Annotated in this window: 28 protein-coding genes; 13 read left to right on the plus strand and 15 right to left on the minus strand. The window is 59.7% G+C overall.

Going from position 1 to position 23,215, the window contains the following annotated elements:
* Positions 1-166 precede the first annotated feature (166 nt).
* From ACR0AZ_RS16720 to pqqE, 9 genes are all read left to right on the plus strand, one after another.
* Positions 167-913, plus strand: coding sequence for an ABC transporter ATP-binding protein (locus tag ACR0AZ_RS16720; protein ID WP_480473045.1), 747 nt, complete (start codon positions 167-169; stop codon positions 911-913).
* Positions 910-1,701, plus strand: a complete 792-nt coding sequence (locus tag ACR0AZ_RS16725; protein ID WP_480667907.1) for an ABC transporter permease — start codon at positions 910-912, stop codon at positions 1,699-1,701. The genes ACR0AZ_RS16720 and ACR0AZ_RS16725 overlap by 4 nt, the downstream gene beginning before the upstream one ends.
* Positions 1,698-3,299, plus strand: a complete 1,602-nt coding sequence (locus tag ACR0AZ_RS16730) for a sensor histidine kinase (RefSeq protein WP_480667908.1) — start codon at positions 1,698-1,700, stop codon at positions 3,297-3,299. The genes ACR0AZ_RS16725 and ACR0AZ_RS16730 overlap by 4 nt, the downstream gene beginning before the upstream one ends.
* A 9-nt stretch (positions 3,300-3,308) precedes the next feature.
* Positions 3,309-3,992, plus strand: coding sequence for a response regulator transcription factor (locus ACR0AZ_RS16735; protein ID WP_480473039.1), 684 nt, complete (start codon positions 3,309-3,311; stop codon positions 3,990-3,992).
* Positions 3,993-4,094: 102 nt separating this feature from the next.
* Entirely contained in the window at positions 4,095-4,196 is a 102-nt protein-coding gene (gene pqqA / locus ACR0AZ_RS16740) for a pyrroloquinoline quinone precursor peptide PqqA (RefSeq protein WP_480473037.1), read from the plus strand.
* Between the two features lie 24 nt (positions 4,197-4,220).
* Positions 4,221-5,117 (plus strand): pyrroloquinoline quinone biosynthesis protein PqqB, encoded by an 897-nt coding sequence (gene pqqB, locus ACR0AZ_RS16745; RefSeq protein WP_480473035.1) that lies wholly within the window; start codon positions 4,221-4,223, stop codon positions 5,115-5,117.
* Positions 5,114-5,863, plus strand: a complete 750-nt coding sequence (gene pqqC, locus ACR0AZ_RS16750) for a pyrroloquinoline-quinone synthase PqqC (protein ID WP_480473033.1) — start codon at positions 5,114-5,116, stop codon at positions 5,861-5,863. The genes pqqB and pqqC overlap by 4 nt, the downstream gene beginning before the upstream one ends.
* Entirely contained in the window at positions 5,863-6,135 is a 273-nt protein-coding gene (gene pqqD / locus ACR0AZ_RS16755; protein ID WP_480473031.1) for a pyrroloquinoline quinone biosynthesis peptide chaperone PqqD, read from the plus strand. The genes pqqC and pqqD overlap by 1 nt, the downstream gene beginning before the upstream one ends.
* On the plus strand, positions 6,135-7,244 hold the full coding sequence (gene pqqE, locus ACR0AZ_RS16760) for a pyrroloquinoline quinone biosynthesis protein PqqE (RefSeq protein WP_480667909.1): 1,110 nt from the start codon (positions 6,135-6,137) through the stop codon (positions 7,242-7,244). Before pqqD ends, pqqE begins: the two co-directional genes overlap by 1 nt.
* A 4-nt stretch (positions 7,245-7,248) precedes the next feature.
* Here the strand turns inward: pqqE and ACR0AZ_RS16765 are convergent, their stop codons facing one another.
* Genes ACR0AZ_RS16765 through ACR0AZ_RS16795 form a run of 7 tightly spaced genes read right to left on the minus strand, consistent with a single transcriptional unit; the run spans position 7,249 to position 12,461 of the window.
* Entirely contained in the window at positions 7,249-7,845 is a 597-nt protein-coding gene (locus ACR0AZ_RS16765) for an ABC transporter ATP-binding protein (protein WP_480473027.1), read from the minus strand.
* The gene (locus tag ACR0AZ_RS16770) at positions 7,842-8,591 is read right to left on the minus strand and encodes an ABC transporter permease (protein WP_480667910.1); all 750 of its coding nucleotides are present in this window, start codon (positions 8,589-8,591) and stop codon (positions 7,842-7,844) included. Before ACR0AZ_RS16770 ends, ACR0AZ_RS16765 begins: the two co-directional genes overlap by 4 nt.
* A gap of 6 nt (positions 8,592-8,597) precedes the next feature.
* Positions 8,598-9,563 carry an ABC transporter substrate-binding protein gene (locus ACR0AZ_RS16775; protein WP_480667911.1) on the minus strand — a complete coding sequence of 322 codons (966 nt, stop codon included), beginning with the start codon at positions 9,561-9,563 and terminating at the stop codon, positions 8,598-8,600.
* Between the two features lie 12 nt (positions 9,564-9,575).
* Positions 9,576-9,824 carry a PepSY domain-containing protein gene (locus ACR0AZ_RS16780; protein ID WP_480473021.1) on the minus strand — a complete coding sequence of 83 codons (249 nt, stop codon included), beginning with the start codon at positions 9,822-9,824 and terminating at the stop codon, positions 9,576-9,578.
* 14 nt (positions 9,825-9,838) lie between these two features.
* Entirely contained in the window at positions 9,839-10,276 is a 438-nt protein-coding gene (locus ACR0AZ_RS16785) for a cupredoxin domain-containing protein (RefSeq protein ID WP_480667912.1), read from the minus strand.
* Between the two features lie 19 nt (positions 10,277-10,295).
* Entirely contained in the window at positions 10,296-11,267 is a 972-nt protein-coding gene (locus tag ACR0AZ_RS16790; protein ID WP_480667913.1) for a YVTN family beta-propeller repeat protein, read from the minus strand.
* 12 nt (positions 11,268-11,279) lie between these two features.
* Positions 11,280-12,461 carry an ABC transporter substrate-binding protein gene (locus tag ACR0AZ_RS16795; RefSeq protein ID WP_480667945.1) on the minus strand — a complete coding sequence of 394 codons (1,182 nt, stop codon included), beginning with the start codon at positions 12,459-12,461 and terminating at the stop codon, positions 11,280-11,282.
* A 307-nt stretch (positions 12,462-12,768) separates the two neighbouring features.
* Here ACR0AZ_RS16795 and ACR0AZ_RS16800 point away from each other — a divergent pair, with 307 nt between their 5' ends.
* The 3 genes from ACR0AZ_RS16800 to ACR0AZ_RS16810 are packed head-to-tail and all read left to right on the plus strand — an operon-like array spanning position 12,769 to position 15,054.
* On the plus strand, positions 12,769-13,308 hold the full coding sequence (locus ACR0AZ_RS16800; RefSeq protein ID WP_480473013.1) for an SRPBCC family protein: 540 nt from the start codon (positions 12,769-12,771) through the stop codon (positions 13,306-13,308).
* On the plus strand, positions 13,274-14,239 hold the full coding sequence (locus ACR0AZ_RS16805) for a YncE family protein (protein WP_480473011.1): 966 nt from the start codon (positions 13,274-13,276) through the stop codon (positions 14,237-14,239). The genes ACR0AZ_RS16800 and ACR0AZ_RS16805 overlap by 35 nt, the downstream gene beginning before the upstream one ends.
* Positions 14,236-15,054, plus strand: coding sequence for a quinoprotein dehydrogenase-associated SoxYZ-like carrier (locus ACR0AZ_RS16810; RefSeq protein WP_480473009.1), 819 nt, complete (start codon positions 14,236-14,238; stop codon positions 15,052-15,054). Before ACR0AZ_RS16805 ends, ACR0AZ_RS16810 begins: the two co-directional genes overlap by 4 nt.
* Position 15,055: 1 nt before the next feature.
* Here ACR0AZ_RS16810 and ACR0AZ_RS16815 read toward each other — a convergent pair whose 3' ends face one another.
* The 7 genes from ACR0AZ_RS16815 to ACR0AZ_RS16845 all read right to left on the minus strand — a co-directional run bounded on the left by ACR0AZ_RS16815 (position 15,056) and on the right by ACR0AZ_RS16845 (position 21,301).
* Positions 15,056-15,610, minus strand: a complete 555-nt coding sequence (locus ACR0AZ_RS16815) for a PQQ-dependent catabolism-associated CXXCW motif protein (protein WP_480473007.1) — start codon at positions 15,608-15,610, stop codon at positions 15,056-15,058.
* Complete coding sequence (locus ACR0AZ_RS16820; RefSeq protein ID WP_480473005.1) at positions 15,607-16,449, minus strand: substrate-binding domain-containing protein; 843 nt, start codon at positions 16,447-16,449, stop codon at positions 15,607-15,609. Before ACR0AZ_RS16820 ends, ACR0AZ_RS16815 begins: the two co-directional genes overlap by 4 nt.
* A complete protein-coding gene (locus tag ACR0AZ_RS16825; protein WP_480473003.1) occupies positions 16,433-16,936 on the minus strand; it encodes a c-type cytochrome, methanol metabolism-related in 504 nt (167 codons plus the stop codon). The genes ACR0AZ_RS16820 and ACR0AZ_RS16825 overlap by 17 nt, the downstream gene beginning before the upstream one ends.
* A 69-nt stretch (positions 16,937-17,005) precedes the next feature.
* Complete coding sequence (gene xoxF5, locus ACR0AZ_RS16830; RefSeq protein ID WP_480473001.1) at positions 17,006-18,808, minus strand: lanthanide-dependent methanol dehydrogenase XoxF5; 1,803 nt, start codon at positions 18,806-18,808, stop codon at positions 17,006-17,008.
* 133 nt (positions 18,809-18,941) lie between these two features.
* Positions 18,942-19,298: a c-type cytochrome gene (locus ACR0AZ_RS16835; protein WP_480472999.1), complete on the minus strand. Its 357-nt coding sequence runs from the start codon at positions 19,296-19,298 to the stop codon at positions 18,942-18,944.
* Between the two features lie 55 nt (positions 19,299-19,353).
* The gene (fghA, locus tag ACR0AZ_RS16840; protein WP_480472997.1) at positions 19,354-20,187 is read right to left on the minus strand and encodes an S-formylglutathione hydrolase; all 834 of its coding nucleotides are present in this window, start codon (positions 20,185-20,187) and stop codon (positions 19,354-19,356) included.
* 1 nt (position 20,188) lies between these two features.
* A complete protein-coding gene (locus ACR0AZ_RS16845; protein ID WP_480472995.1) occupies positions 20,189-21,301 on the minus strand; it encodes an S-(hydroxymethyl)glutathione dehydrogenase/class III alcohol dehydrogenase in 1,113 nt (370 codons plus the stop codon).
* Between the two features lie 164 nt (positions 21,302-21,465).
* On the opposite strand from ACR0AZ_RS16845, the gene ACR0AZ_RS16850 reads away from it, so the two are divergent.
* A complete protein-coding gene (locus ACR0AZ_RS16850; protein ID WP_480472993.1) occupies positions 21,466-22,074 on the plus strand; it encodes a hypothetical protein in 609 nt (202 codons plus the stop codon).
* Between the two features lie 6 nt (positions 22,075-22,080).
* Here the strand turns inward: ACR0AZ_RS16850 and ACR0AZ_RS16855 are convergent, their stop codons facing one another.
* Positions 22,081-23,112, minus strand: coding sequence for a quinoprotein relay system zinc metallohydrolase 2 (locus ACR0AZ_RS16855; RefSeq protein WP_480667914.1), 1,032 nt, complete (start codon positions 23,110-23,112; stop codon positions 22,081-22,083).
* Positions 23,113-23,215: the final 103 nt, after the last annotated feature.

A 23,215-nucleotide genomic window follows, 5' to 3' on the forward strand; every position in this document is an offset into this window, starting at 1 on the left:
CTGATACGTCAGAGATATTAGCCCTGACGCCGCTCTGCCCCTACATAACAAGTTCGTGAGCCTTCGCATACTTAAGTCGTGGTTCTGCCCCCGCATGTGCAGTTGAGAAAACCGCGGCGAACATGCAAGCTGCTGTTCAGATTACAAAGTCAGGACCGAGGGTTAGATGCCGCATGCAAAGTCACCAGAGGGGGCCAGCCCCGGCCTCGCCGTCCACGATCTGAGCTTTCTTTACGGCGCAAAGACTGCGCTGGACGCAGTCTCCTTTGATGTGATGCCCGGTACTTTTTGCGCGCTTCTGGGTCCGAACGGGGCCGGAAAATCGACGCTGGTCTCGCTGCTGACCCGCCTGCTGGTCGCCCCTCAGGGCGAGATCAGCGTAGCGGGCCACAACCTGCGCCGGGCGCCGCGCAAGGCTTTGGCGCGGCTGGGTGTGGTGTTTCAACAACCGACCCTCGACCTCAGCCTGACGGTGCGCCAGAACATGAGCTATTTTGCGGCACTTCACGGATTGCCCCGAGCCGAGGTGCCTGCACGCATCGACGCCGCGCTGGACCGTCTGAACATGCGCGAGCGGGCCGATGAAAAGGTCCGGGCCCTGAATGGCGGGCATCGCCGCCGGATGGAACTGGCCCGTGCCCTGCTGCATGATCCCGACGTCTTGTTGCTGGATGAACCAACGGTCGGCCTGGACGCAGCGGCCCGGCAATCCATTACCGATCAGGTTCACGATCTGGCGGCGCAGGGTCTGTGTGTTCTTTGGGCGACCCACCTGACCGATGAGGTACGCGACGACGACCAATTGCTGGTCTTGCATCGCGGCCGCATTCTGGCCGCAGGGCAAACGGGCAACCTGCGCGGACAAGCGACCCTGTCCGACTGGTTCCTGTCGCAGACCGAGGTTCCGGCATGAGCGGGTTCTGGGGCGTCGCGCGCGCGATCATCGGGCGCGAATTTCTGCGCTTCATCCATCAGCGCGAACGCTTTCTGGCCGCGCTGGTCCGGCCCATGGTGTGGCTGCTGATCTTTGCCGCAGGCTTCCGCGCCGCACTGGGGCTTTCGATAATCCCGCCCTATCAGACCTACATCACCTACGAGACCTATATCGTCCCCGGCCTGTGTGCGATGGTTCTGCTGTTCAACGGCATGCAAAGCTCGCTCAGCCTTGTTTATGACCGCGAGATGGGGTCGATGCGCCTGTTGCTGACCAGTTCTTTCCCGCGCTGGTGGCTGTTGTTCTGCCGCCTGCTGGGATCAACGGCAATCTCAATTCTACAGGTCTATACCTTTCTGGCGCTGGCCGCGCTTTTCGGTATCGTCCTGCCCCTGCCCGGTTACATTGCGGTCTTGCCCGGCCTCATACTGGGCGGGCTCATGCTGGGCGCGCTGGGGCTGGTGCTGTCCAGTTTCATCAAACAGCTAGAGAACTTTGCCGGCGTAATGAATTTTGTCATCTTCCCGATGTTCTTTCTGTCCTCCGCGCTTTATCCGATTTGGAAAATGGCCGAAAGCTCACCGCTTTTGCGCGATATCTGCGCGCTGAATCCGTTCACCCACGTGGTCGAGCTGATCCGGTTTCTGCTTTACCTGCAGATCAACTGGGGCGCATTGCTTTGGGTGCTGACATCGACCGCCATTCTGTGCCTGATCGCTGTCTGGGGATATGACCCCGCACGCGGCTTGATGAAGCGGAAGTTATGACGGGACCGGCCAAAACCACCCATCGCAGCCTGTTGCTGAAAACCCGTCTGGGGATTGGCGCCGTGGTTTTGGGATCGGGAACCCTGCTGACGGCGGCAGTTCTGTATCTGGGGATGCAAACGGTCGCCAATCGGCTGGACACTGCGCTGGCCTCGGAAACCCGCATGGCGCGGTACGCGGCATTGTCGACCCGCGCGGCCACATTTCTGGTGATCGCGACCGAGGCCGTTCAGACCGGTCAGCCCGCCGAAATCCGGCTTGAACGGCTGCAGCCGATCCGGGGCCAGATTGGCGCAACCTTTGAACAGCTACGCGGGGATGTCGAAGATGCGGTGGCCGCGGTCGAGAAACTGGGGCTGGATGAACAATCCCGCTATGGCACACAATCGCTAGGCCTGGCGCGGATGGAGGCGCTGCTGAGCAACACGCTCGAAGGTCTGAGCGACCCCAATGCGGATCAGGCGCATCTGCGGGCCTATATCGACTCCTTCGCCTCGGGGTTCGATCCGCTGCTCAGCCAGGCCGTGAACACCGAGGTCCTGTTTCGCAACACTATCCTCGCCGGTATCGAACAAACCCGCCTGACCCTGACATGGATTGCGCTTGGGTTTGCCGGTTTTGCCATCCTCAGTACGATCTGGTTCTATTTTGGCCTGATCCGCCCCCAGTTCACCCGTTTGGACCGACTGCGCGCGGCTGCCGAGCAGGTCGGCAAGGCCGAGTTTTCGGTGGCCTTGCCGGACACTCGCAACGACGAGATCGGCCAGCTTTATGGTGAGACAAACCGGATGGCCGCCGCCTTGAAACACCGCCAGACCGAGATCGAGGCCGAATGGGACCGCCTGAACGAAACCATTGAAAGGCGCACCGAAGAACTGAGCGCGGCCAACAAGACCCTGTCCAGAATAGATGAAAATCGCCGTCGGTTTTTTGCCGATATCAGTCACGAATTGCGCACGCCGCTGACCGTGATCATGATGGAATCCCAGATCGGCCAGCAGGACGCTGAAAGCGCACCAGGTGCCTTGGCAACCATTGAAAGCAGTGCGGCGAAACTGAACCAGAGCATTGATGACCTGCTGCGGGTGGCGCGGTCGGAAAGCGGCGAACTGGCGCTGGACCCGCGCAGGGTTGCCCTGCCGGAATTGATGCAAACGGTTGTTCAGGACATTCAACCGGAAATCGACAGCGCCAACATGCGGCTGGATGCCGGTGAAACCCCGGTCTGCGTGTTGAACTGCGATCCAAACTGGATGCGGCAAGTGCTGTTGAACCTGATCCGCAATGCCATCCGTCACGCCCGGACCGGAAGGGTGATTTCCGTGCACTCCACGCAATCCGATACAGTGGTCGAGATTTCGCTGACGGATAACGGCCCCGGCATCCCGCAGGCGGCACAAGGCCGGGTCTTTGAGAGGTTCGTTCAGGGGGGGGCGGCCAATCGGCAGGGCTTTGGCGTCGGTCTTGCCCTCGCGGCCTGGGTTGTCGAGGCCCATGAGGGGACGATCACGCTGACCAGCCCGGTGCCGAAAGATCAGGCGATGGGTTCCGCGCCCGGTACAAATGTCTGCATTCGATTACCCCGGGCAAAGGCATAGGATATCCGCATGGCGTCCAAACTACTAATCATAGATGACGACCCCAAGATCGCCTCGGCCCTTGTGCGGGGCCTGTCGCTGCACGGCTATGATGCCGAGTTCGAAAACCGCGCCGACAAGGGGTTGGAGCGATTGCAGAGCGGCGCTTACTCTGGCGCGATTGTCGATGTCATGCTGGGCGAGGATAGCGGGATCGAACTGGTCAGGTCCGCGCGCGAGATCGGGGTCTCGATCCCTATTCTGATGCTGTCGGCCCTGTCCGATGTCGACCACCGGGCCGCCGGTCTTGACGCCGGAGCGGACGACTATGTTGTCAAACCGTTCAGCTTCGGCGAGCTTGTCGCGCGGTTGCAGGTGCAGGAACATCGCGCGCAGTCCCAACACCCCGACCCGGCCCGGATATCGCCGCAGAACAGGACCATAACCATCCGCGACACATCTGTTGCCCTGACGGAACGCGAGTTCGATCTGCTGGCCCTGCTCAACAGCAAGGCGGGATCGCCCATCTCGCGGGGAGAGCTGTTTGACACGCTCTGGTCGCAGGAAGGGTCCAGTAACGAAAACGTGGTCGATGTCTATATTGGATATCTGCGCAAAAAGCTTGGTGCGGATGATTTCGGTTTTGAAATCAAAACACTACGCAATCAGGGCTTCTGCCTGCAGGGTCGCGCGCCGCTGCCCGACGACAGGTGAATACCTATCAAAGTCTACCCTGTTCTTACAAATTAAGATTCGCTCTGCCCCCCATTACCTGCCAGATTGCTTGAAAGGACATTCCAAGAGGAGGAGCCCGTCATGGCATGGAGTAAACCGATTATCCGCGAGATCGAGTGCGGCATGGAAATCAACATGTACGGCCCGGATCATGACGATGAGCGCGGCGGCGGCCTAATCTGATTGCAGGCCCGGCGCCAACACTAGATGACGTTGCGCGCGATAATACTTGGGGCCGCTGCTGGCGGCGGCCTGCCGCAATGGAATTGTGGATGTAAGAACTGCGTTCTCGCCAGAGCCGGAAAAATACCTGCTCAAACACAGTCGTCGCTTGCTGTGTCTCCTGACGGTCAGAACTGGGCCGTCTTGAACGCGTCACCGGACATAAGACTCCAACTGAGCAACACGAAACCTCTTTTTCCCACAGGGTTGCGTGAGCTGCCCGTTCATTCGGTTCTGGTCACAAACGGCGATATCGATCATGTCGCCGGGCTGCTGACACTTCGCGAGATGCAGCCCTTCAATCTGTTCGCGACGCAGAGCATTCAGGACGTGATCGCGCAGAACCCGATTTTCGACGCGCTGAACGCGTCGCTCGTGGACCGTACTTCGATCTCTCTGAACCAGCCATTCGAGATGGTGGCTGGCCTGCAGGCCACACTGTTCCCCGTTCCCGGCAAGGTGCCCTTGTACCTGGAAGGCGAGCATGTGCAAACCGATCTGGTGGGCGAACAAACCGTGGGCGTAGCCCTGAAAGCGGGCGGCAAAACCGCCTATTACATTCCGGGCTGTGCCGCATTGACGCCGGACCTGCGGGCCACGCTTGAGGGTGCGGATTTACTGTTTTTTGACGGAACCCTCTGGCAGGATGATGAAATGGTGCGCGCGGGTCTGGGTCAGAAAACCGGCAAACGTATGGGCCACATGTCGATGGATGGCAGCGACGGGTCCATTGCCGGCTTTGCCGATATGAAGATCGGGCGGAAAATTTTCGTCCATATGAACAACACCAACCCCGTTCTGCGCCCCGACAGCGCGGAAAAAGCGGCGGCCGAGGCCGCAGGCTGGACAATTGGACAGGACGGGATGGAGATCGCACTATGACCCAAAGCCGCGAAGACTTCGAAGCCCGCCTGCGCCAGATCGGCGCGGAACGCTACCATGATCTGCACCCCTTTCATGACCGTCTGCACGGCGGGCACTGCACGCCGGACGAGGTGCGCGCCTGGGTTATCAACCGGTACTACTATCAGCATTCGATCCCGATGAAGGATGCCGCTTTCATGTCCCGCGTCGAGGACCCGAAACTGCGGCGCGCCTGGCGGTCCCGAATCGAGGATCATGACGGCACCGAAGAAAACGAAGGCGGCATCAGGCGCTGGTTGCGTCTGGCCGAAGCCGTGGGTCTTGATCCCGACTATGTCGCCTCGTGCGAGGGTGTCTTGCCTGCGACGAAATTCGCCGTGGATGCCTATGTTCGCTATGTCCGCGAGAAAACTCTGCTCGAGGCCGTTGCCGCCTCGTTAACCGAACTGTTTGCCCCCAAGATCCACGCCAACAGAATTGAAGGTCTGCTGCAGCACTACGATTTTGCCGATGACAGTTCCCTGTCCTATTTCAGGAACCGTCTGAAGGAAGCGCCCAAGGATGTGGCATTTGGCCTGGCCTGGGTTCTGGATAACGCGGATACGGCCGAAAAACAGGACGCGGCGGCCAAGGCGCTGATCTTCAAGACGGATATACTGTGGTCGCAACTGGATGCTCTTTGGGGGGCGTATGTGGAACCCGCACGTATCCCCCCCGGTGCGTGGCAGCCCGGCACCGGGCTGCTGATGCGGCAGGCGTCGTGATGCAGGCCGCAGACATCCCCACCCTGCCCCGAGGCGTACGCCTGCATTTTGACAAGGTGCGGGATAACTGGGTGCTGTTGGCCCCGGAACGGGCCGTGACGCTGGATCAGATCGGACATGCCATTCTGAACGAGGTGGATGGCCAGAGAAGTTTCGAACAGATCACGACTGCGTTGTCCGAAAAATACAATGCCCCGGTAGATCAGATCGCCGAGGACAGTTCGGGCTTTCTTGATGCCCTGCGCGCCCGGCGTTTTCTGGACGTATGGTAATGGTCAAAACCGCACCCCCTATCGCCATGCTCGCCGAGCTGACCCATCGCTGTCCCCTGTCCTGCCCCTATTGCTCGAACCCCGTCGAAATGGCCAAACAGGACAGCGAGATGGACACGGACACCTGGGCGCGCGTGTTTCAGGAAGCCGCCGCGTTAGGGGTGTTGCAATTGCACCTGTCCGGCGGCGAACCGGCGTCGCGCCGCGATCTGGTGGAACTGGTGACTGCGGCACGGGACGCCGGGCTTTACACCAACCTGATCACCTCGGCCATCGGGCTGACAGAACGCCGCTTGAACGAATTGGATCGCGCCGGGCTGGACCATATCCAACTGTCTCTGCAAGGCACCGATGTGGCAATGGCGGACAACGTGGGCGGCTATCGTGGCGGGTTCGACCGCAAGATGAAAGCTGTCGAATGGATCAGGAGCATAGGGTTCCCCCTGACATTGAACTTTGTCCTGCATCGCCACAACGCCCACCAATTGCCCCGAGCGCTTGAGATGGCGCAGGAGATGGGCGCACGCAGGATCGAAGTTGCAACGGTTCAGTTTCACGGCTGGGCGCTGAAGAACCGGGATGCGCTGATGCCGACACGGGAGCAGGCGCAGTTGGTCACGCAGCAGGTTGATGAGGCGAGACATGCCCTGAAGGGGGCGCTTGTGATCGACTATGTGCCCGCAGACTATCACGAGAACTTCCCGAAACGCTGCATGGGAGGCTGGGGAACAAGCGGCCTGAACGTAACACCCGATGGGCAGGTGCTGCCCTGCCACGCGGCCCAATCCATCCCGCATCTGTCTTTTGACCGGGTGCAGGATAAGCCGCTGTCGGACATCTGGTATCACAGCGCTGCGTTCAACGCCTATCGGGGCACCGACTGGATGCCGGAACCCTGCCAAAGCTGCGATCGCAAGACGATCGACTTCGGGGGGTGCCGCTGTCAGGCCATGGCGCTGGTCGGAGATGCCAGCACAACCGACCCGGTCTGTGTCAAATCTCCGCATCACCGGGCATTGCAGGATCAGGCCAACCAGCACGCGGCCAGCATTGACGCGCCGTTCGTCTATCGCGTGGCACCCGGTGAGGTGGCCAAAACAACTGAATGACCCGCTAGGCCAAAACTGCACCTTGTGGGGTGGCTTTCAACTTAAGGACCCGATCTGCAAGCCGTTCCGCCTCGGCCCCCGAATGGGTGACGAACAGCGTCGCCGGGCGGTGCCGCGCCATCAGTTGTTCGGTCAGCGTCAGCATCGCGTCGGCTGTTTCGGCATCCAGCGAAACAAAGGGTTCATCCATGATCAACAGTTCCGGCTGGCCGACAAAGGCCCGCGCTAGCGACAGGCGCCGCTGCTGTCCCAGCGACAGTTGACCCGGAAACAGGTCACCCTTTTCGCTCAACGCAACCGAACCGAGCGCGGCCTCGGCCTCGGTTCGGGACAGGCCGGGATGGATGATTCTCAGATTGTCCAATGCGCTGCGCCATGGCAGCAAGGTGGGTTCCTGAAACACGATTGCGGTTTGCTCAGGGCGTTCAATCCGCCCGTCAAAATCCGGATCAATACCGGCCACTAGGCGCAGCAACGTCGTCTTGCCAATGCCCGACGGACCGATGAGGGCGACCGTTTCACCTGCGTTGATCTCGAACGTTATGGGTCCCAAAACCGGGTCTGCGCCAAACCGTTTCTGCCGGATGTCGATGCGGATCATGCAGCTCTCCACCTGCGGGCGCTGCGCTCCCATGGTTGAAGGATCAGCCATTCCACAAGCAACATCACCGCAATGAAGGAAAACGCGTAGACCAACACCATCGCGACATCGAAGAGTTGAAAATAGAGATGTATCTGGAACCCGACGCCGGACGAGCGCCCCAGAAACTCGACCACCAGCACGATTTTCCAGATCAGCGACAGGCCCGACCGGGCGGCGGCGGCGATGAAGGGCGCAAGCTGCGGCAGGATCACGTGCCGCAGACGTGTCCACCTTGGCACCCGGTAGACCTGCGCCATCGCGTCGAGGTCCGGGTTCAGCGCCCGGCCCCCTTCGCGCAGGATGGTTGCGACATTGGGAACTTTGTTCAGCGTCACTGCCGTGATCGCAGCGGCCTCGGTCAGCCCGATCCACAGGTAACACAGCACGATCAGAACCAGTGCAGGCAGGTTCAGAAAAATCACCAGCCATGGATCCAGCCAGCGGTTGACGGCGGGCGACCGGCCCATGGAAACGCCGATGAGACCGCCCAAAACCATGGCCAGCGCAAAGGCCCAGATCACGCGCAGCAGGGTCGCCCCGATACTGCGCTGCAACTCTCCGGTGGCAAGTTCCTGTTGGACCCGGGGGATCAGATCCCAGGGTTGTGGCAGTATTTGCGGTTCCGCGGTCAGAAAGGCGGCGGCTACCCAGAGCAGCACCAGACACCCGATAGACAGCAGCGGTGCGAGGCGCGGGTCCGGCATTGACGGCTAGTCCACGTCCGCAAACAGGCCCTGCGGTACCGCTGTGGCGTCACCCACCAGTTCAGCACCGCCCAGTTCGGCCATCAACGCCAGCATCCTGTTGGCCGCTTCAGTGTCCACCGGGTCCCGGTTCGGAATGCCCGCTATCCAATCGGTTCTGAGCTGTTCGAATTGCGCATCCGATTTCGCGTTCATACGCGGCCTGATCGCCTCCCACGCGTCAGAAGAGGTTGCGAGCAAATCCTTGGCCTCGCGGCTGGCCGAGAACAGGCTTTGCGCCAGATCGGGATGATCTGCCAGGAAGCTTTCTTTCAGATAGTACCCCAGCAAAGGCGTATCGGTATCCAGACCAAGCGCCTGACCCGCGTCTTCAACGGAAATCAATTCCCGCATGCCAGACGCTTTCATCTTGGCCAGGAAATGCCAGAAGTTGATCGCTCCGGCATAGTCGTCGCCAAGTGCGGATTTGAAGATCAGCGGCGGCGCACCAAAGACCTGTTCGGTGTCGGCCTTCAGATCCATGCCGTATTCCTGCGCCGCATAAGCGCGCAGGATCAGCCAGGATTTGTCCAGCGGCCCACCGGCAATTCCGATCTTGCCCCCGGACAGGTCCTTGAGAGTTCGCGCCGGGCTGTCGGCTGGCACGACCACACCGCCGACGGCTTTGGAATAGGGGATGAACACATAATCCTTGCCAGCGGCCCGTTGCCGAGCCACCCAGATCCAATCTGCCACTGCCAGATCGGCCTCGTCTCCTTCCACAGCGATACGGGTCGCACCATTATCGGCAAAGGGCTGCACGTCGAGAACGAAACCGTGCTTCCTGTCCAGACCATTTTGCCGGATGGTCTCAAGCTCCCAATTCACGGTGCCGATCTTCAGGACGGCGGCGCGAATGGTCGGCAGGGTTTCGGCCAAAGCCGTCCCCGACATCAGAACCAGCGCAGCGCAGATCGCGAACAGCTTTGTCATCACGCCCCCGCGTCACTCAGCCCTGCGGCTGACCTCGTTCAGGTCCTTGTCCAGCTTGATGTCGAACTGATTGCCGCCTTTGCAGATCACATCATCCAGATCGTAGCCGTCATCCTCAACCTCGATGTCATCAGGGTCCATCTGACATTCAATCGACGCCAGATAGGCTTCGATCTTGCTTACGATTTCGGCATCCAACTTTTCTGCCAACGCCGGGGTCGCTAGAAAACCGGCGAAAACCACTATGCCAAGTTTCTTCATCTTCTGTCCTTTCGTTATTGAATGCTGACCGTGATGCGTTGCGACTCTCCGGTGGAGCCTGGAATGCGTATTTCATGGCTGCCGGGTTTGATGGCGATGAAGGACAGTTCGGCGACGCCTGCCTTGTCAAACTCGATACTGTCCACGGCCATGGGGCGGATTTCGATCTTGTTGATGACAATCTCGTTCATCCAGATTGCCCGAAAGAACGAAGGCCCCTCGATGGCCAGTTCCGCCGACCCGTCCGCGGTGATCTCAAGCTTGTAATAGGCTCCGGATTGCAGCACCACATCCTCGCCCAAGGGTTGGCCCGAGGCCAGCGTCAGCTTGATGGTGTCGCCGCGATTGCACTTGGCCAAGAGCCCGGCGAACCCAAGGTCGTCGCAGAGCGGGGCTGCGGCCACCGGCCCGCCCAATATTGCAACCATCGCTGCGATTGCCAGTTTATTCATTCCCGTCCCTCCCAGAACCTTAGTCGATTGTCACCACGCCCCAGGGCTGCTGACCGACCTGAACCGATTTGATGGCTTTCTCTGCAGCCACGTCGATGATCGTGATGTCATTAGAATTGCCGTTTGTGGTCAGCAGGTATTTTTCATCCGGCGTGAAATCCAATTGCCAGACACGCTGTCCCACCAGGATGTAATCCAGCACCTCAAGGCTTTGCGCATCCACAACCGCAACCCGGTTTGCCGGTCCAAGCGCAACGAACAGGCGCGTGCCATCCGAGGTGACCTTGGCCCCCACCGGTTGCAGCCATTCAGGCTGAACGCCGGGTACTTCGAACCCGATCTTGCCGACAACCGTGGGGGTGCCGTCCTCGGCAATATCCATCACCGACACCGTGCCGCCGATTTCCGAGGTCACGAACAGCCGTTTCCCGTCTGCCGTGTATTGCGCGTAGCGCGGGCGCTGATCGACCAGAACGTTGTGCTTGATCGCATAGTCCTCGGTCGAAATGAAATGGGCCATATTGGTGGTCTCGGACGTGTTGACCACGAATTTGGCATCCGGGCTCATCCCCATGCCTTCGGGCTCGACCCCGACCGGAACCTCGGCCAGAATTGTGCGGGTTTCGGTGTCTGTGACCGTCACCAGATTGTCGTCCTCGTTGGCGATGTAGAGCCGTTTGCCCGACGGTTCGAGGATGAACAGTTCCGGGTCCGGGCCAGAGGGCAGGCTGGGCAGTTCTTCGTAGGTCGTCGTATCAAAAACCCGGATGATATTGTCATCCGAGGCGCAGACATACAGCTTTTTGCCATCCGGGCTGACGGTGATGCCGCGCGGGCGGTTGCCGCCGGGAAACTCGGTTAACACCTCCCAGGTCTCGGTATCGACCACGGTGATGGTGTTGCCCCGCTCGTTCGACACAAAGGCCTTACCGGCCAGCCCGGGGCCTGCAGTCAGGGCGGCAAGAGCAGCGGTCAGCAATAATCGTTTCATCAGGTCCTCCGGTTACTCAAATGCCTGACAGTTGGATTCCGGGCGGTCCAATCCCATCGTGTCGAGCGGTGATGTCTGATGCAGGAACCCGTCCTGCGGGCTGACGCTGACGGTGATCGAGCCGTCATACAGTAGGATCGGCTGGCGCAGTTGCCCGTTCCAGTCGCGAAATGTCACCTTCTGGCCCTTGAACGCTGCCAGTTCGAACTCATCCGACAGGGCATAGTCCCGCACCCCATCCGGTTCTGCGGTATTGGCGCGTGTGACCGCTTCGCCGATAACGCGCAGGGCAAGCCAGACATTGTAATCCTCGGGCCGCACATATCGCCCGGTCAGGTCTTCGAAACGGGTCTGGAATTGGGTCGCACCCCAGGCCTCGTGCGCGCCATGGATCGTCACCGGGCGCAGTCCGCCCGACCCCATCACCGGGCGCGGGGTCCAGAGGTGATAGGACAGATACCGCCCGAAATAATCGCTTTCATCCGCAACGATCACCACGTCGTGTTCCCGAACGTCCTGCGTGTCCAAAGGCAATTGCCGTTGCACCAGAACATGCCCGGAATCCGTGCGGCGAGAGCCGCCGGTATCCTCAAAAACGCGATCCTCGACAAGCTTCGCGCCGAACTTGGTAGCGGCGCGGCGATAGGCATCCGCCAGTTTCGTATCCTTGGGGTTTGACCCCGCCAGCAAGAACCAATCGCCCCATTTCTTCCAGACCGCAAACTGCGCAACCGCATCCGCCTTCATCACCCGCGACGGCGCGATATGCAGCAGGTTGCCACGGCAGTTCGCATCCCGCAGATCGACATCCGGAGCCGAGGCGTTGAACACAAGAGCACCGGCCTCGGCCGCCTTGTCCGTCAGGCGCAGGACATCCGGCGCATCGGCCAGAAGGATGATCAGCCTGGCCCCATCGGCCAGAATCTGATCCATCGCTTCGTCGGCCTGTTCGGGCAGAGCGGCCACCGTGGTCGTTTCGTATGTGTGGCCCAGAAAGCCACCTGTGGTGCTGTTGTCTTCGGTCCCAAGCGATGCACCGGCAAAGCCCAGATCATCGGGTTTCAAATCGTAGCGAGAGATCGGCAGCAGGCTGGGATAGTCGATCCTCAGGACCGCTGCTTTCACATCAATCGCCACTGCGTCCATCGCAGAAACACACCAAAAGAGTGCCGCAAAAAGCGGCAGCACGTTCATGTTCAAGATGTCCTCCCGGTCCCTGCCAGGTTTTTTGGCAGGCTCTTATTCTTCAGCGCGATGCGCAGCAAAACGGAACCGATACTTTTGGCCGTGTTGTGATCTCAAGCCTATCAGCTTCATCATTAACCTCGATTCTTATTTTATAAGAATGCACGTATGCGATTGAACTTGCTTCTGTTTCCCGCCGCGCTCGTCAAAACGACCGGTATTCGGGAAGGGCAGAGCAGGTCTGGTTGTGTGCCGATCCGCGCTGACTGTGCAACCCGCCTGGGCCAGCCATCAGCGCAGCTAGGGAGGATACCGAATGAAGCGACGAACCTTTCTTGCGGCAACCGCCGCCGCTGTGGTTCCGGCCGTTGTCCGGGCCCACGGCCCGACCCGGCAAAAAGTAGCCCTGACCACCGAAGTTGCAGCCCCGCCGGACGAGGTCTGGGCCGCCATCGGCAATTTCGACGATATGTCCTGGCACCCGGCGGTGTTCTCGACCGAAGGAAATGGCGGCAATGCAATCGACGCCACCCGCCTGCTGACCCTTGGGCAAGAGGGCGGGCCGACCATTGCCGAGGTCCTGTATAAGTTCAGCAACGAGAAGATGAGCTATTCCTACCGGATCACCGAGGTTGCGGTCGAGGTTTTGCCGGTCACCAACTACTCGTCGCACCTGACAGTTAAACCGCGCGATGGGGGCGGGTCGATTGTCGAATGGCGCGGTGCGTTTTATCGCGGCTATCCGAACAATGATCCCCCGCCTGAACTGAACGACGAGGCCGCGATTGCCGCTGTGACCGGTGTGTATCAGGCAGGTTTGGATGCACTGGTCGAGCGCTTCGGTGCGGCGAGCTGATCGCGGGCTGATCCTGCTGATGTCCCTGCTTGCTGCTCCCGTTTCGGCCGAAACGGCCTTTGTCACCTGTCAGAATGGCGCAGAACTCAGCCGGATCGAGCTTACGGACCTGCGCGAAACCGCCCGTTGGCCCCTGCCCGGCAAACCCGCCGGTGTGGCGGTCGGCGGGGACGGAGTTGTGTTCACAGTCTCCCCCGACAGCAAACACGTGCGGCGAATTTCGGCGGAGACAGGGGAAACGATTGCTCAGATCACGCTGGATGGTGGCCCGATCGGGATCGCATTGGACCCAAAGCGCGGGCGGGTGTTTGTCACCGATTGGTACAATGCCCGCATTTGGGTTTTGGACAGCAAAACCTTGTCGGTTCAGGCCCACCTGCCAACAGGGCTGGCACCGGCGGGCATTGCGGTATCAGATGATGGGCGATTTGTGGCGTCGGCGGACAAGGATGCCAATCAGGTCTCGGTATTTGACGCCGAAACCCTGCAATCCCTGCACCACATTCCGGTTGGCACACGCCCTTTTGGACTGCGCTTTGCGCCGGACGGGCGGCTGTTTGTCGGCAATGTCGGAAGCAATGATGTCAGCGTTGTCGACCTTGATGCTGCTGCCGTCACCGCAACCGTTCCGGTCGGCGAACGCCCTTACGGCATTGCTTTCGCCCAAGGACGGGTATTTGTGACAAACCAATATGCAAATACACTCAGCGTGATTTCGCTTGAGACCCTCGAACCGCAAGCCCTGATCGACGTTGGGGAATACCCCGAAGGCATCGACGCGACCGCAGAACAGGACCTTTTGGTTGTTGCAAACTGGTTCGACAACACAGTCAGCATCGTGGACCCCGAGACTTTGACTGTGGTAGAAACTTTGGAAACCTGTGACGGCCCGCGCGCCTTCGGCAGGTTTCTGGGAGGAGGAATGCAATGAAGACTTCTCACCTAGTGGCAGCTTTGATCTGGGTGTCAGCGGCCCCGGTCATGGCGGCTAGCGAAGCCTGGGAAAACGTGCGCGCCTTGCTTTACGGTGATCGCCCCATGCAGAACGGGGACGCGTTGATCGCCATTGATGCCCCCTATCGGACCCCTGACGATGCGCGGGCGGAACTGGCCGCGCAGGTGGTTGCGCCACAGGGAACCGAAGTCGCAAAAGTGACGTTGGTGCTGGATGAAAACCCGATGCCGGTGTCTGCCGTGTTCGAACTAGAGGAACCGCTGCCCAGCTTCTATTTCGATGTGACCGTGCGGGTGAACGGGCCCACGCCCATGCATGTGATCGCGGAAATGACGGACGGACGCCTTTGGGTTTCGGAGACCTATGTCAAAACCTCGGGCCTCGGTGCATGCGCCGCGCCACCGGGAACCGACCCGAAACTGGCCCTTGAAAACCTGGGAACGATGGAGGCCGAACTGGTCGGTCGCGTTCCGGCGTTGAACACACTGACCCGGTTGTCCCAACTCGGTACGGGTCGCGCAAACAAGATGGATCTTAACATCGACCACCCGTCGCATTCCGGGATGCAGATGGATCAGATTTCGCTTCTGTTCATCCCGATGCGCTATGTGGAAACCGTGGATATCGACCTCGACGGCGCAGGTTACATTCAAATGACCGGCTCGATTTCCCTGTCCGAGAATCCAAGGGTCGGAATCTCAGTTCCCAGCCGTGCGCAAGCGGTTGATGTGACCATGACGGATACCGACGGCACGGTAAGCCATCTGCACAAGAAACTGGCGGGCTTCTAGCTTAACCGTCTCCGGTAACGGGCTGACCGGGGGCCGGTTTGACCCGTTCCATCGGGTAGTCCCAAAGCGCCCAGCCGTCGGTGCCTTCGGGGAACCAATAGACGTTGGTATATCCCCACTCGATGGCACGGCGGGCGGCGTTCCAGCTCATCCAGCAATCTTCAAGGCAGAAGAAAACAACGGCCTGTTCAGCGTTCCCTGACGTGGCCGTTTCCAGCCCGCTGCGAAAATAATCCGCCGTGACGTCGGCAATGGCACCGTAGCCCACATTGGGCAGCCAGACCGCGCCGGGAATGCTGTTGCGCGGCTTGTCGCGCCAGATCGTGCCCTTGGGCAGATTGGCGGGCTTGGGGGCCTGGGGGAGCACGTCAATGAAAGCCGCGCTCTTGTCCTGCCACAGCGCGTGCGCCTCTTCCGGACCTATGGTGATGCCGCCGGTGATCCAGTCCGGCACCGGTGCCCGGTAATGATCCGTGCGATAGTCGGGTGGCTCAGGAACGGTTTGGGCCGCCGCAGCGCTTGCGCATACCACAAACGCCACAAGGGCGCGGATCATTGCGACAGCTCCAGCACCTCGGTTCCCAGATCGTTAACCAGCGGAACACCTGCTTCGGCCAGAACCGCGTTGATCTCATCCTGATTGCGCCGGATCAGTGAATTCAGCTGCCGCTGCCACACTTTCTCGCCCTGGCGGACGCCCATGGTGATGCGGTAGAACAAACGCGGCGGCAGGTCTTCCTTGACCAGAGGGATCACCTTTAAGTCTGGATAATCCACTTTGACCAGAGGACCGCCCAAAGGACCCCACAGGATCGCGGCGTCGATCTCGCTGGATTGCAGGTCGTCCAGCATATCGATGGCGGGGCTTTCCACACGGCGGTCAACAAAAAGGTTGTAGGGCTTGGCTTTTCCGATCAGGCCATTACGCGCCATATGGGCCGCCGGCGGGGTGCCGGCCACGACGCCGATCTTCCGCCCCTGAAGCGCCGGATCGGCCAGCGTATCGACCTGGGCCAGGTCACTGTCATTGGGCACGATCAGCGCATAGGCCGAGGTATAGTAGTGATTGGTGTTCTGCACCAACTCGTGACCCTGCGCATATCCGATCACGACATCACAGCGCTTGGCGGTCAGCGTGTTGCGAATGAAACCCGTCGCTTGAGGGAACCAGACATATTGCACGGGAAGCTCCAGTTTGGCGGCAATCAACTCGGCAAGCTGGTTCTCAAATCCCGATCCATCCTCGGACGACATGGGAAAGTTGGCAGGATCTGCACAAACGCGAAAGGCTGTCTTGGAGACTAGATCAGACGTTTGCGCCAGCGCGGGCAGAGCCTGACCAAGCCAGATAACAAGCCCCGTCACAGCAAGACAGGCCTTAACCCATACACGCATCTTCATCCTCGCGGATCACGTCGGATTTCGCCTCTTTCTTCGGCGGGCGACCACGCGGGATCGCGCCCGATCCATGCGCTTTCAGGTATACATAAATGTCATCCAGAAAGCACATCACATTCGGGTTGTCGCCAAATCCCGGCATCACCGAATTTTCGGCAGCGTTCACCACTTGGCGACCGTTGGTAACGATGTCGACAAAGTCGTAATAATCCATATCCAGCGCCGACTCTTTCAAAGCGGGCGCATAGGTTGATCCCTCACCATCCGGGCCGTGACAGACATGGCATTCCGCGTGATAGCGCCGAAAGCCCGAGAATGTCATCCAGTCCACCGTTCCGTCTTCGGCGATGTTGAACGTCGGGATATCGTCTTCGGTGTAGTACCGCCCATCCTCGGAATACGAGACCGCCAGATTGTCGGCAATCGCAGTCACGGGAAGGCAGGACAAAAGAACAGATGCCAGAAGACGTACAGAGTGGTTCATGGAAAGCTCGTTTCTTTGCAGGTGAAAACCGGCGCGGTCCGTTTGGGCCGCGCCGGTCGGATCCTTGGCTTAGTTCGGCAGGGCGAACACCGTCAGCTGGCCACCCAGCGCGGTATAGTCGCTGAGCGCGGCATAGCCACCCACGGCACCCAGACCGTCATTCGGGTTGGTCAGACCAGCCGCCAGACCGATACCGGCCCAGCCACCAACACCCGACAAGATGCCGATGTACTGCTTGCCACCTTGCTCATAGGTCATCACATTGCCGATGATGCCAGAGGGTGTCTTGAACTTGTAAAGTTCTTCACCTGTTTCAGCATGAACAGCCTTCAGATACCCTTCAAGCGTGCCGTAGAACACGACGTCACCCGCAGTTGCCAGAGCACCGGACCAGACCGAGAACTGCTCGGGCAGAGACCACTTGATGCTTCCGTCGGTGTTGTCCCACGCGATGAAGTTACCCATGCCACCATGGCTATCCGGTGCCGGATACATCGCCAGAGTCGCACCCACATATGGCTGACCAGCGGTGTAGGACACACGGAACGGCTCATAGTCCATGCAGACGTGGTTGGTCGGCACGTACATCAGCTGGGTCTTCGGCGAATAGGCTGCAGGCTGTTGGTCTTTGGTGCCCAGAGCCGCCGGGCAGATACCGGTCGAGTTTACGTCCTCACCGTTCTGTTCCGTTGAATACTGGGCAACCACAGCCGGACGACCATAGGTTTCGCTGTTGGGGTCCATGTCGACGCCCGTTGTCCAGTTTACAACCGGGTCGAACTTTTCGGCCACCAGCAGTTCACCCGTGATACGGTCCATCGTGTATCCAAGACCGTTGCGGTCGAAATGGGTCAACAACTTGCGCTCGGTACCATCAATTTCCTGCTCCGTCAGGATCATTTCATTGATGCCGTCATAATCCCATTCGTCATGCGGTGTCATCTGGTAGAACCAGCGTGCCATACCGGTGTCGATATCGCGGGCCATGATGGTCATCGACCAGCGGTTGTCGCCCGGGCGCTGCGCCGGGTTCCATGTCGACGGGTTCCCGGTGCCGTAGTACATCAGGTTCTCGTCCAGATCGACCGAGTACCAGCCCCAAGTGGTGCCGCCACCGATCTTCCACTGATCGCCTTCCCAGGTATTGGTGCCCGAGTCCGCGCCGACCGGTTTACCCAGATGGGTGGTCTTTTCCGGATCGGCCAGAATGTCGGAATCCGGTCCCATGGAATAGGCGCGCCAGACTTGCTCGCCCGTGTTCATGTCATAGGCCGTAACCGACCCGCGCACACCGAACTCGCCACCCGAAATGCCGACAATGACCTTGTCCTTGACCGGCAGCACAGTGGCCGTGTTGGTTTCACCAATCGCCGGGTCGCCGTTTTGCACTTCCCAGACCACGTCACCGGATTTGGCGTCCAGCGCCACAACCTTGGTGTCCGCCTGATGCAGGAAGATCTTACCGTCCGCATAAGCCACACCGCGGTTCACGGTGTCACAGCACATCACCGGAATGACGTCCGGGTCCTGCTTGGGCTCGTACTTCCAGACGATCTTGCCCTCGTTGGCCAGATCCAGCGCGTAAACGATATTGGGGAACGGCGTGTGGACATACATCATATCGCCGATAACCAGCGGGGAACCTTCGTGCCCGCGCAGAACGCCGGTCGAGAATGTCCACGCAACCTGCAGATCACCAACATTGTCCGCAGTAATCTGATCCAGTTCCGAATAGCGCTGGTTCTTGTAGTCACCCGTCTGGATCGCCCATTGTTTCGGGTTATCCATCTGGGCAATCAGGTCGTCATTGGCATAAGCCGTGCTGGCCATGGCAATGGCAATCCCGGAGGTCCAAAGCGATAACTTTTTCATTAAATCTCCTCCCTTATGTGCAGCGATACCGCTGCAATGAAACACCTCACCCAGGTTGGACTACGGTGCCGTAGTTTGCTCACCCGGGCGGCCTCTTCTCTGGCCAAGTTCGGGGGGCGAGCGATTTCGCGTCCTACGATCCTTCGTCGGGGAAGGTCGCAAGATAGGCGATGATGTTGACCCGGTCCTCTTCCTTGCGCAGACCGGCAAATGTCATCTTGATGCCCTTGGCATAGTCACGCGGCTTGGTCAGGAACGCGTCCAGCTCCTCGGGCGACCAGACCAGACCGCCCTCGGACAGTTCGATCAGGGCGGGGGAATAGCCGAAATCCGCGACCGTGGCGGCCTGTCGGCCAACAATGCCGTTCAGCGCCGGACCGACCTTGTTTTCCGCCCCCTCGCCGACCGCATGGCAGGCCTTGCACTTGCGGAACACCTTGGCCCCTGCATCCGGGTCGCCTTCGGCGCTTGCAACAATCGGCACAATCATGAGGCAGGCCGCTGATATCACTGTTCTGAACACTACTGATCTTTCCTTGCTGTTTTCATTGGCTGAGCCGCTCGGCGTGCCATTCCACATGGTCCCGCGCAAAGCTGTTCACGAAGAAGTACGAGTGGTCATACCCCTGCTGAATTCTGATCTGTCCGGGCTGGCGCCGCTTGGCCATCATGTTGGCCAGAGCTTCGGGTTTGAGCAGGTCGAGAAACTGATCATCCGCGCCCTGATCAATCAGCAGATCGCCTTTCCAGCCGTGCTCCTCAAGAAGCAATGTCGCGTCATGCTCGACCCAGGTGTTCTCGTCGTCACCCAGATAGCTGCTGAGCTGTTTTCGCCCCCAATCCGAGCGCGTCGGGTGCGCAATCGGCGCAAATGCTGAAAGAGATCCGAATTTGTCGGCGTTCCGTATCGCGATCGTAATCGCGCCGTGGCCCCCCATGGAATGGCCTGTTATCCCATGACGATCCTGAACCGGGAAGTTCTTGACCACAATGTCGCGCAACTCGTCTACGATGTAATCATACATCCTGAAATGCGACCGCCACGGATCGCGGGTGGCGTTGACATAAAACCCTGCCCCCTGCCCCAGATCATAGGCGTCATCATCCGCGACGTTGTCGCCACGCGGAGACGTATCGGGAAACACCACAGCGACACCATAGTCCGCCGCCGCCTCCTGAAACCCGCCTTTGGTCATCGCGTTTTCATGGGTGCAGGTCAGTCCGGACAGATACCACAAAACCGGGACCGGACCGGTCCTCGATTGAGGTGGCAGATAAACTGCAAAGGTCATCTCACAATCGCAGGTTTCGGACTGGTGGGAATAGACTGTCTGCTCCCCTCCGAAACTGCGGTTTTGTGAGATGACCTTGAGATCCATGTCAGTACTCCACTACCGCCCGGATCGATTTGCCTTCGTGCATCAGATCGAACCCGTGATTGATCTCTTCAAGCTTAAGCTTGTGGGTGATCATCGGGTCGATCTCGATCTTTCCGTCCATGTACCAGTCGACGATTTTGGGCACATCGGTGCGGCCCTTTGCACCGCCAAACGCCGTTCCGCGCCACGACCGGCCCGTGACCAGCTGGAACGGGCGGGTCGAGATTTCTGCACCCGCAGGGGCCACGCCGATGATGATGCTTTCGCCCCACCCTTTGTGCGCGCATTCCAGCGCGGTCCGCATCACGCCCACATTGCCCGTTGCGTCAAAGGTGTAATCCGCGCCGCCGCCGGTCAGGTCGACCAGATGCGCCACCAGATCGCCGCTGACTTTCGACGGGTTCACGAAGTCGGTCATGCCGAAATGCGTTGCCATTTCAGCCTTGCCGTCATTCAGATCGACACCAACGATCTGATCCGCACCCGCCATGCGCAGACCCTGGATCACGTTCAGTCCTATACCGCCCAGGCCGAACACAACGCCGCGAGACCCGATCTCGACCTTGGCGGTGTTGATCACCGCGCCGATGCCGGTGGTGACGCCGCAGCCGATATAACAAATCTTGTCGAACGGGGCGTCCTTGCGGACCTTGGCCAGTGCAATCTCGGGCACCACCGTATGATTGGCAAAGGTCGAGCAGCCCATGTAGTGATGGATCGGCGTTCCATCCAGCATGCTGAATCGGGTGGTGCAATCCGGCAGCAAGCCCGCCCCCTGCGTGGCCCGCACTTTCTGGCAGAGGTTTGTTTTGGGGTTCAGGCAATACTCGCATTCACGGCATTCGGGCGTGTAAAGCGGGATCACGTGATCGCCGACTTCCAGGCTGGTGACGCCTTCGCCCACCTCCAGAACAACGCCCGCGCCCTCGTGGCCGAGGATGGCCGGAAAGATACCCTCGGGATCGTCACCGGACCGGGTGAATTCATCGGTGTGGCAAAGCCCCGTTGCCTTGACCTCGATCAGAACTTCGCCCGCCTTGGGGCCAGCAAGCTCAACCTCCATGATTTCCAAAGGCTGACCTGCCGCCAAAGCAACTGCCGCGCGCGTTCTCATATGTGTCTGTCCTCCCTTGCACCGGAATCATTCAGACACCGGGTGCTTGGTTCGAGTATGACGGCTGGCATGTCACTCAAACAATTAAGACAATGGTGTGTATTGGGTTTGGTAGACTCAGCGCGCAGGCTTCGGGCATAGTGTCCGGGGGAAGGAGACCTGCGATGTTGAACAAGCAGACCATGGCGGCCCTGGCCTTGATCGGTGTGGCGGGCCCCGGTTTTGCGGCGGACTTTTCCGACCCGACCTGGCCCTGCATTCAACGCAAGGTCGAAAACCTGTCACTGGGCCTGATGTGGCCGCATCAGATTGATGACGCGGCAACCGACCTTCAGCCCGAGATCGACGAACTGGCAGGCCTTCTGGCCTTGCGGCGCATCGAGTTGGAAGAGCTGCAGCCCAGCGTCGCAGCCTTCGCCGCGCGCCACAACGGCGATACGGATGTGCTGGGCCGGGTCTTTCAGCGGGTGTTTGACACGCTGTCCAAGCGGCGTGCCCGTATCATCGGTGGCATCGGAGAGTTCTCGCTTAAACAGATCGATCTGGCAAACAAGATCGATCTGGCCCGCGCCGATATGGATCAGGCCTTGACCGCCGATCCCCCGGACTATGACAGGGTCGATGCGCTGGAAGAGCAGTTGGACTGGGATCAGTTGATCTATTCCGACCGCCAGCGCTCGATCACCTATCTGTGCGAAACCCCGCAGATCATCGAACGCCGCCTGTTCGCCATTTCCCAGATGTTGCAGCAACTCGAGTCGGATCAGGGCTGAGCGGGATTATTCCCATTCAAGCTCGGTAAAGGCGACGGTTGCATTGCGGGGGTTATAGGCCTCGAACAACTCCCATTTTCCGGCCTCACCCTGCGCAATGGTTTCCACCGCTTCGCCTAGCCGCTGGCCGCTGTCAATCGCGGCCCGCGTGTCGGTTTCCAGCACGTCCAGATACCGCTGCATAGCTTCCCCACCCTCGGGCCATGCCAGCACCGGACCGCCATGCCCCGGCACGATCCGGGTGACTTCCATATCTGACAACTCATTCAACACACGCCGCCACCCGACCAGCCGCCCATCCAGCGCTGGCGTGTGCATGTGGAAAACCAGATCACCGGTGAACAGAATGCCCGACCCTTGATCCAACACCGTCAGATCGTTGTTGGTATGCGCAGACGGCCAGCCGCGCAGGGCCAGTTTGCGTTTCCCCAGATCAATCTCGCCGTCCCCGCTGACTGGCATTTCGACCACTATCGGATCGGCACCGATGTATTGCGTAGGGCCGATCAAGGTGCTCAGGCTTTCGACATAGTTGGTTTGCCTGTCCAACAGCGCCCTTTCCAACCCGGCATGGGCCACCACTTGCGCGCCGGATCGCGCCAAAGGCGCGGTTCCAAGGACGTGATCCGGGTGCATATGGGTCAAAATTACGTGACTGACGGGTTTGTCCGTTCGCTGCCGAATGGCGCGCCAGATGGCCTCTCCCATCCAGGGGGCGGTGCCGGTGTCCACCACAGCGACACTGTCCTCACCGATGACAAATCCGATATTGGACACGTCCCCAAGATTGTCGGCATTCGGTTCTTCGATCCGACCGCGATGGACAAACAGACCGGGCGCAATCTCGTCAAATTCCAGCGAAATGCCAACGGGTTGGCAAAAGGCGTCCGCATTCTGTTCGGGATCGTCAAATGGAGGGTCCGCGGCCAGCATTTGCTCGCACGCCTCCTGAGATGAGGCTTCGTATCCCGGCAGAAGCTGATTTCGGCACAGCCCGTCTGACGCTTCCAGACACAAAATGAAAACAGCTTCAAACATTGCAATCCTCCGCCCGGAACTTTCGCACAACTCGCCGTGGAAGCCACACAGCCTTTTGTCGGCGTATATTTTATTGGGGTTTTATGGCATATTTTGCGACACC

The organism is Ruegeria sp. BE3, assembly GCF_056538865.1.

Bases quoted from the DNA above. Each gene is read 5' to 3' on its own strand.
- pqqC (WP_480473033.1), top strand. From the start codon at position 5,114: ATGACCCAAAGCCGCGAAGACTTCGAAGCCCGCCTGCGCCAGATCGGC.
- fghA (WP_480472997.1), bottom strand. From the start codon at position 20,187: ATGGATCTCAAGGTCATCTCACAAAACCGCAGTTTCGGAGGGGAGCAG.
- pqqA (WP_480473037.1), top strand. From the start codon at position 4,095: ATGGCATGGAGTAAACCGATTATCCGCGAGATCGAGTGCGGCATGGAA.
- pqqE (WP_480667909.1), top strand. From the start codon at position 6,135: ATGGTCAAAACCGCACCCCCTATCGCCATGCTCGCCGAGCTGACCCAT.
- ACR0AZ_RS16795 (WP_480667945.1), bottom strand. From the start codon at position 12,461: ATGAACGTGCTGCCGCTTTTTGCGGCACTCTTTTGGTGTGTTTCTGCG.
- ACR0AZ_RS16825 (WP_480473003.1), bottom strand. From the start codon at position 16,936: ATGAACCACTCTGTACGTCTTCTGGCATCTGTTCTTTTGTCCTGCCTT.
- ACR0AZ_RS16765 (WP_480473027.1), bottom strand. From the start codon at position 7,845: ATGATCCGCATCGACATCCGGCAGAAACGGTTTGGCGCAGACCCGGTT.
- ACR0AZ_RS16780 (WP_480473021.1), bottom strand. From the start codon at position 9,824: ATGAAGAAACTTGGCATAGTGGTTTTCGCCGGTTTTCTAGCGACCCCG.
- ACR0AZ_RS16835 (WP_480472999.1), bottom strand. From the start codon at position 19,298: ATGATTGTGCCGATTGTTGCAAGCGCCGAAGGCGACCCGGATGCAGGG.
- ACR0AZ_RS16845 (WP_480472995.1), bottom strand. From the start codon at position 21,301: ATGAGAACGCGCGCGGCAGTTGCTTTGGCGGCAGGTCAGCCTTTGGAA.
- ACR0AZ_RS16800 (WP_480473013.1), top strand. From the start codon at position 12,769: ATGAAGCGACGAACCTTTCTTGCGGCAACCGCCGCCGCTGTGGTTCCG.
- ACR0AZ_RS16790 (WP_480667913.1), bottom strand. From the start codon at position 11,267: ATGAAACGATTATTGCTGACCGCTGCTCTTGCCGCCCTGACTGCAGGC.
- ACR0AZ_RS16720 (WP_480473045.1), top strand. From the start codon at position 167: ATGCCGCATGCAAAGTCACCAGAGGGGGCCAGCCCCGGCCTCGCCGTC.
- xoxF5 (WP_480473001.1), bottom strand. From the start codon at position 18,808: ATGAAAAAGTTATCGCTTTGGACCTCCGGGATTGCCATTGCCATGGCC.
- ACR0AZ_RS16725 (WP_480667907.1), top strand. From the start codon at position 910: ATGAGCGGGTTCTGGGGCGTCGCGCGCGCGATCATCGGGCGCGAATTT.
- ACR0AZ_RS16815 (WP_480473007.1), bottom strand. From the start codon at position 15,610: ATGATCCGCGCCCTTGTGGCGTTTGTGGTATGCGCAAGCGCTGCGGCG.
- ACR0AZ_RS16730 (WP_480667908.1), top strand. From the start codon at position 1,698: ATGACGGGACCGGCCAAAACCACCCATCGCAGCCTGTTGCTGAAAACC.
- ACR0AZ_RS16820 (WP_480473005.1), bottom strand. From the start codon at position 16,449: ATGCGTGTATGGGTTAAGGCCTGTCTTGCTGTGACGGGGCTTGTTATC.
- ACR0AZ_RS16735 (WP_480473039.1), top strand. From the start codon at position 3,309: ATGGCGTCCAAACTACTAATCATAGATGACGACCCCAAGATCGCCTCG.
- ACR0AZ_RS16775 (WP_480667911.1), bottom strand. From the start codon at position 9,563: ATGACAAAGCTGTTCGCGATCTGCGCTGCGCTGGTTCTGATGTCGGGG.
- ACR0AZ_RS16770 (WP_480667910.1), bottom strand. From the start codon at position 8,591: ATGCCGGACCCGCGCCTCGCACCGCTGCTGTCTATCGGGTGTCTGGTG.
- pqqB (WP_480473035.1), top strand. From the start codon at position 4,221: ATGACGTTGCGCGCGATAATACTTGGGGCCGCTGCTGGCGGCGGCCTG.
- ACR0AZ_RS16850 (WP_480472993.1), top strand. From the start codon at position 21,466: ATGTTGAACAAGCAGACCATGGCGGCCCTGGCCTTGATCGGTGTGGCG.
- ACR0AZ_RS16805 (WP_480473011.1), top strand. From the start codon at position 13,274: ATGCACTGGTCGAGCGCTTCGGTGCGGCGAGCTGATCGCGGGCTGATC.
- ACR0AZ_RS16785 (WP_480667912.1), bottom strand. From the start codon at position 10,276: ATGAATAAACTGGCAATCGCAGCGATGGTTGCAATATTGGGCGGGCCG.
- ACR0AZ_RS16855 (WP_480667914.1), bottom strand. From the start codon at position 23,112: ATGTTTGAAGCTGTTTTCATTTTGTGTCTGGAAGCGTCAGACGGGCTG.
- pqqD (WP_480473031.1), top strand. From the start codon at position 5,863: ATGCAGGCCGCAGACATCCCCACCCTGCCCCGAGGCGTACGCCTGCAT.
- ACR0AZ_RS16810 (WP_480473009.1), top strand. From the start codon at position 14,236: ATGAAGACTTCTCACCTAGTGGCAGCTTTGATCTGGGTGTCAGCGGCC.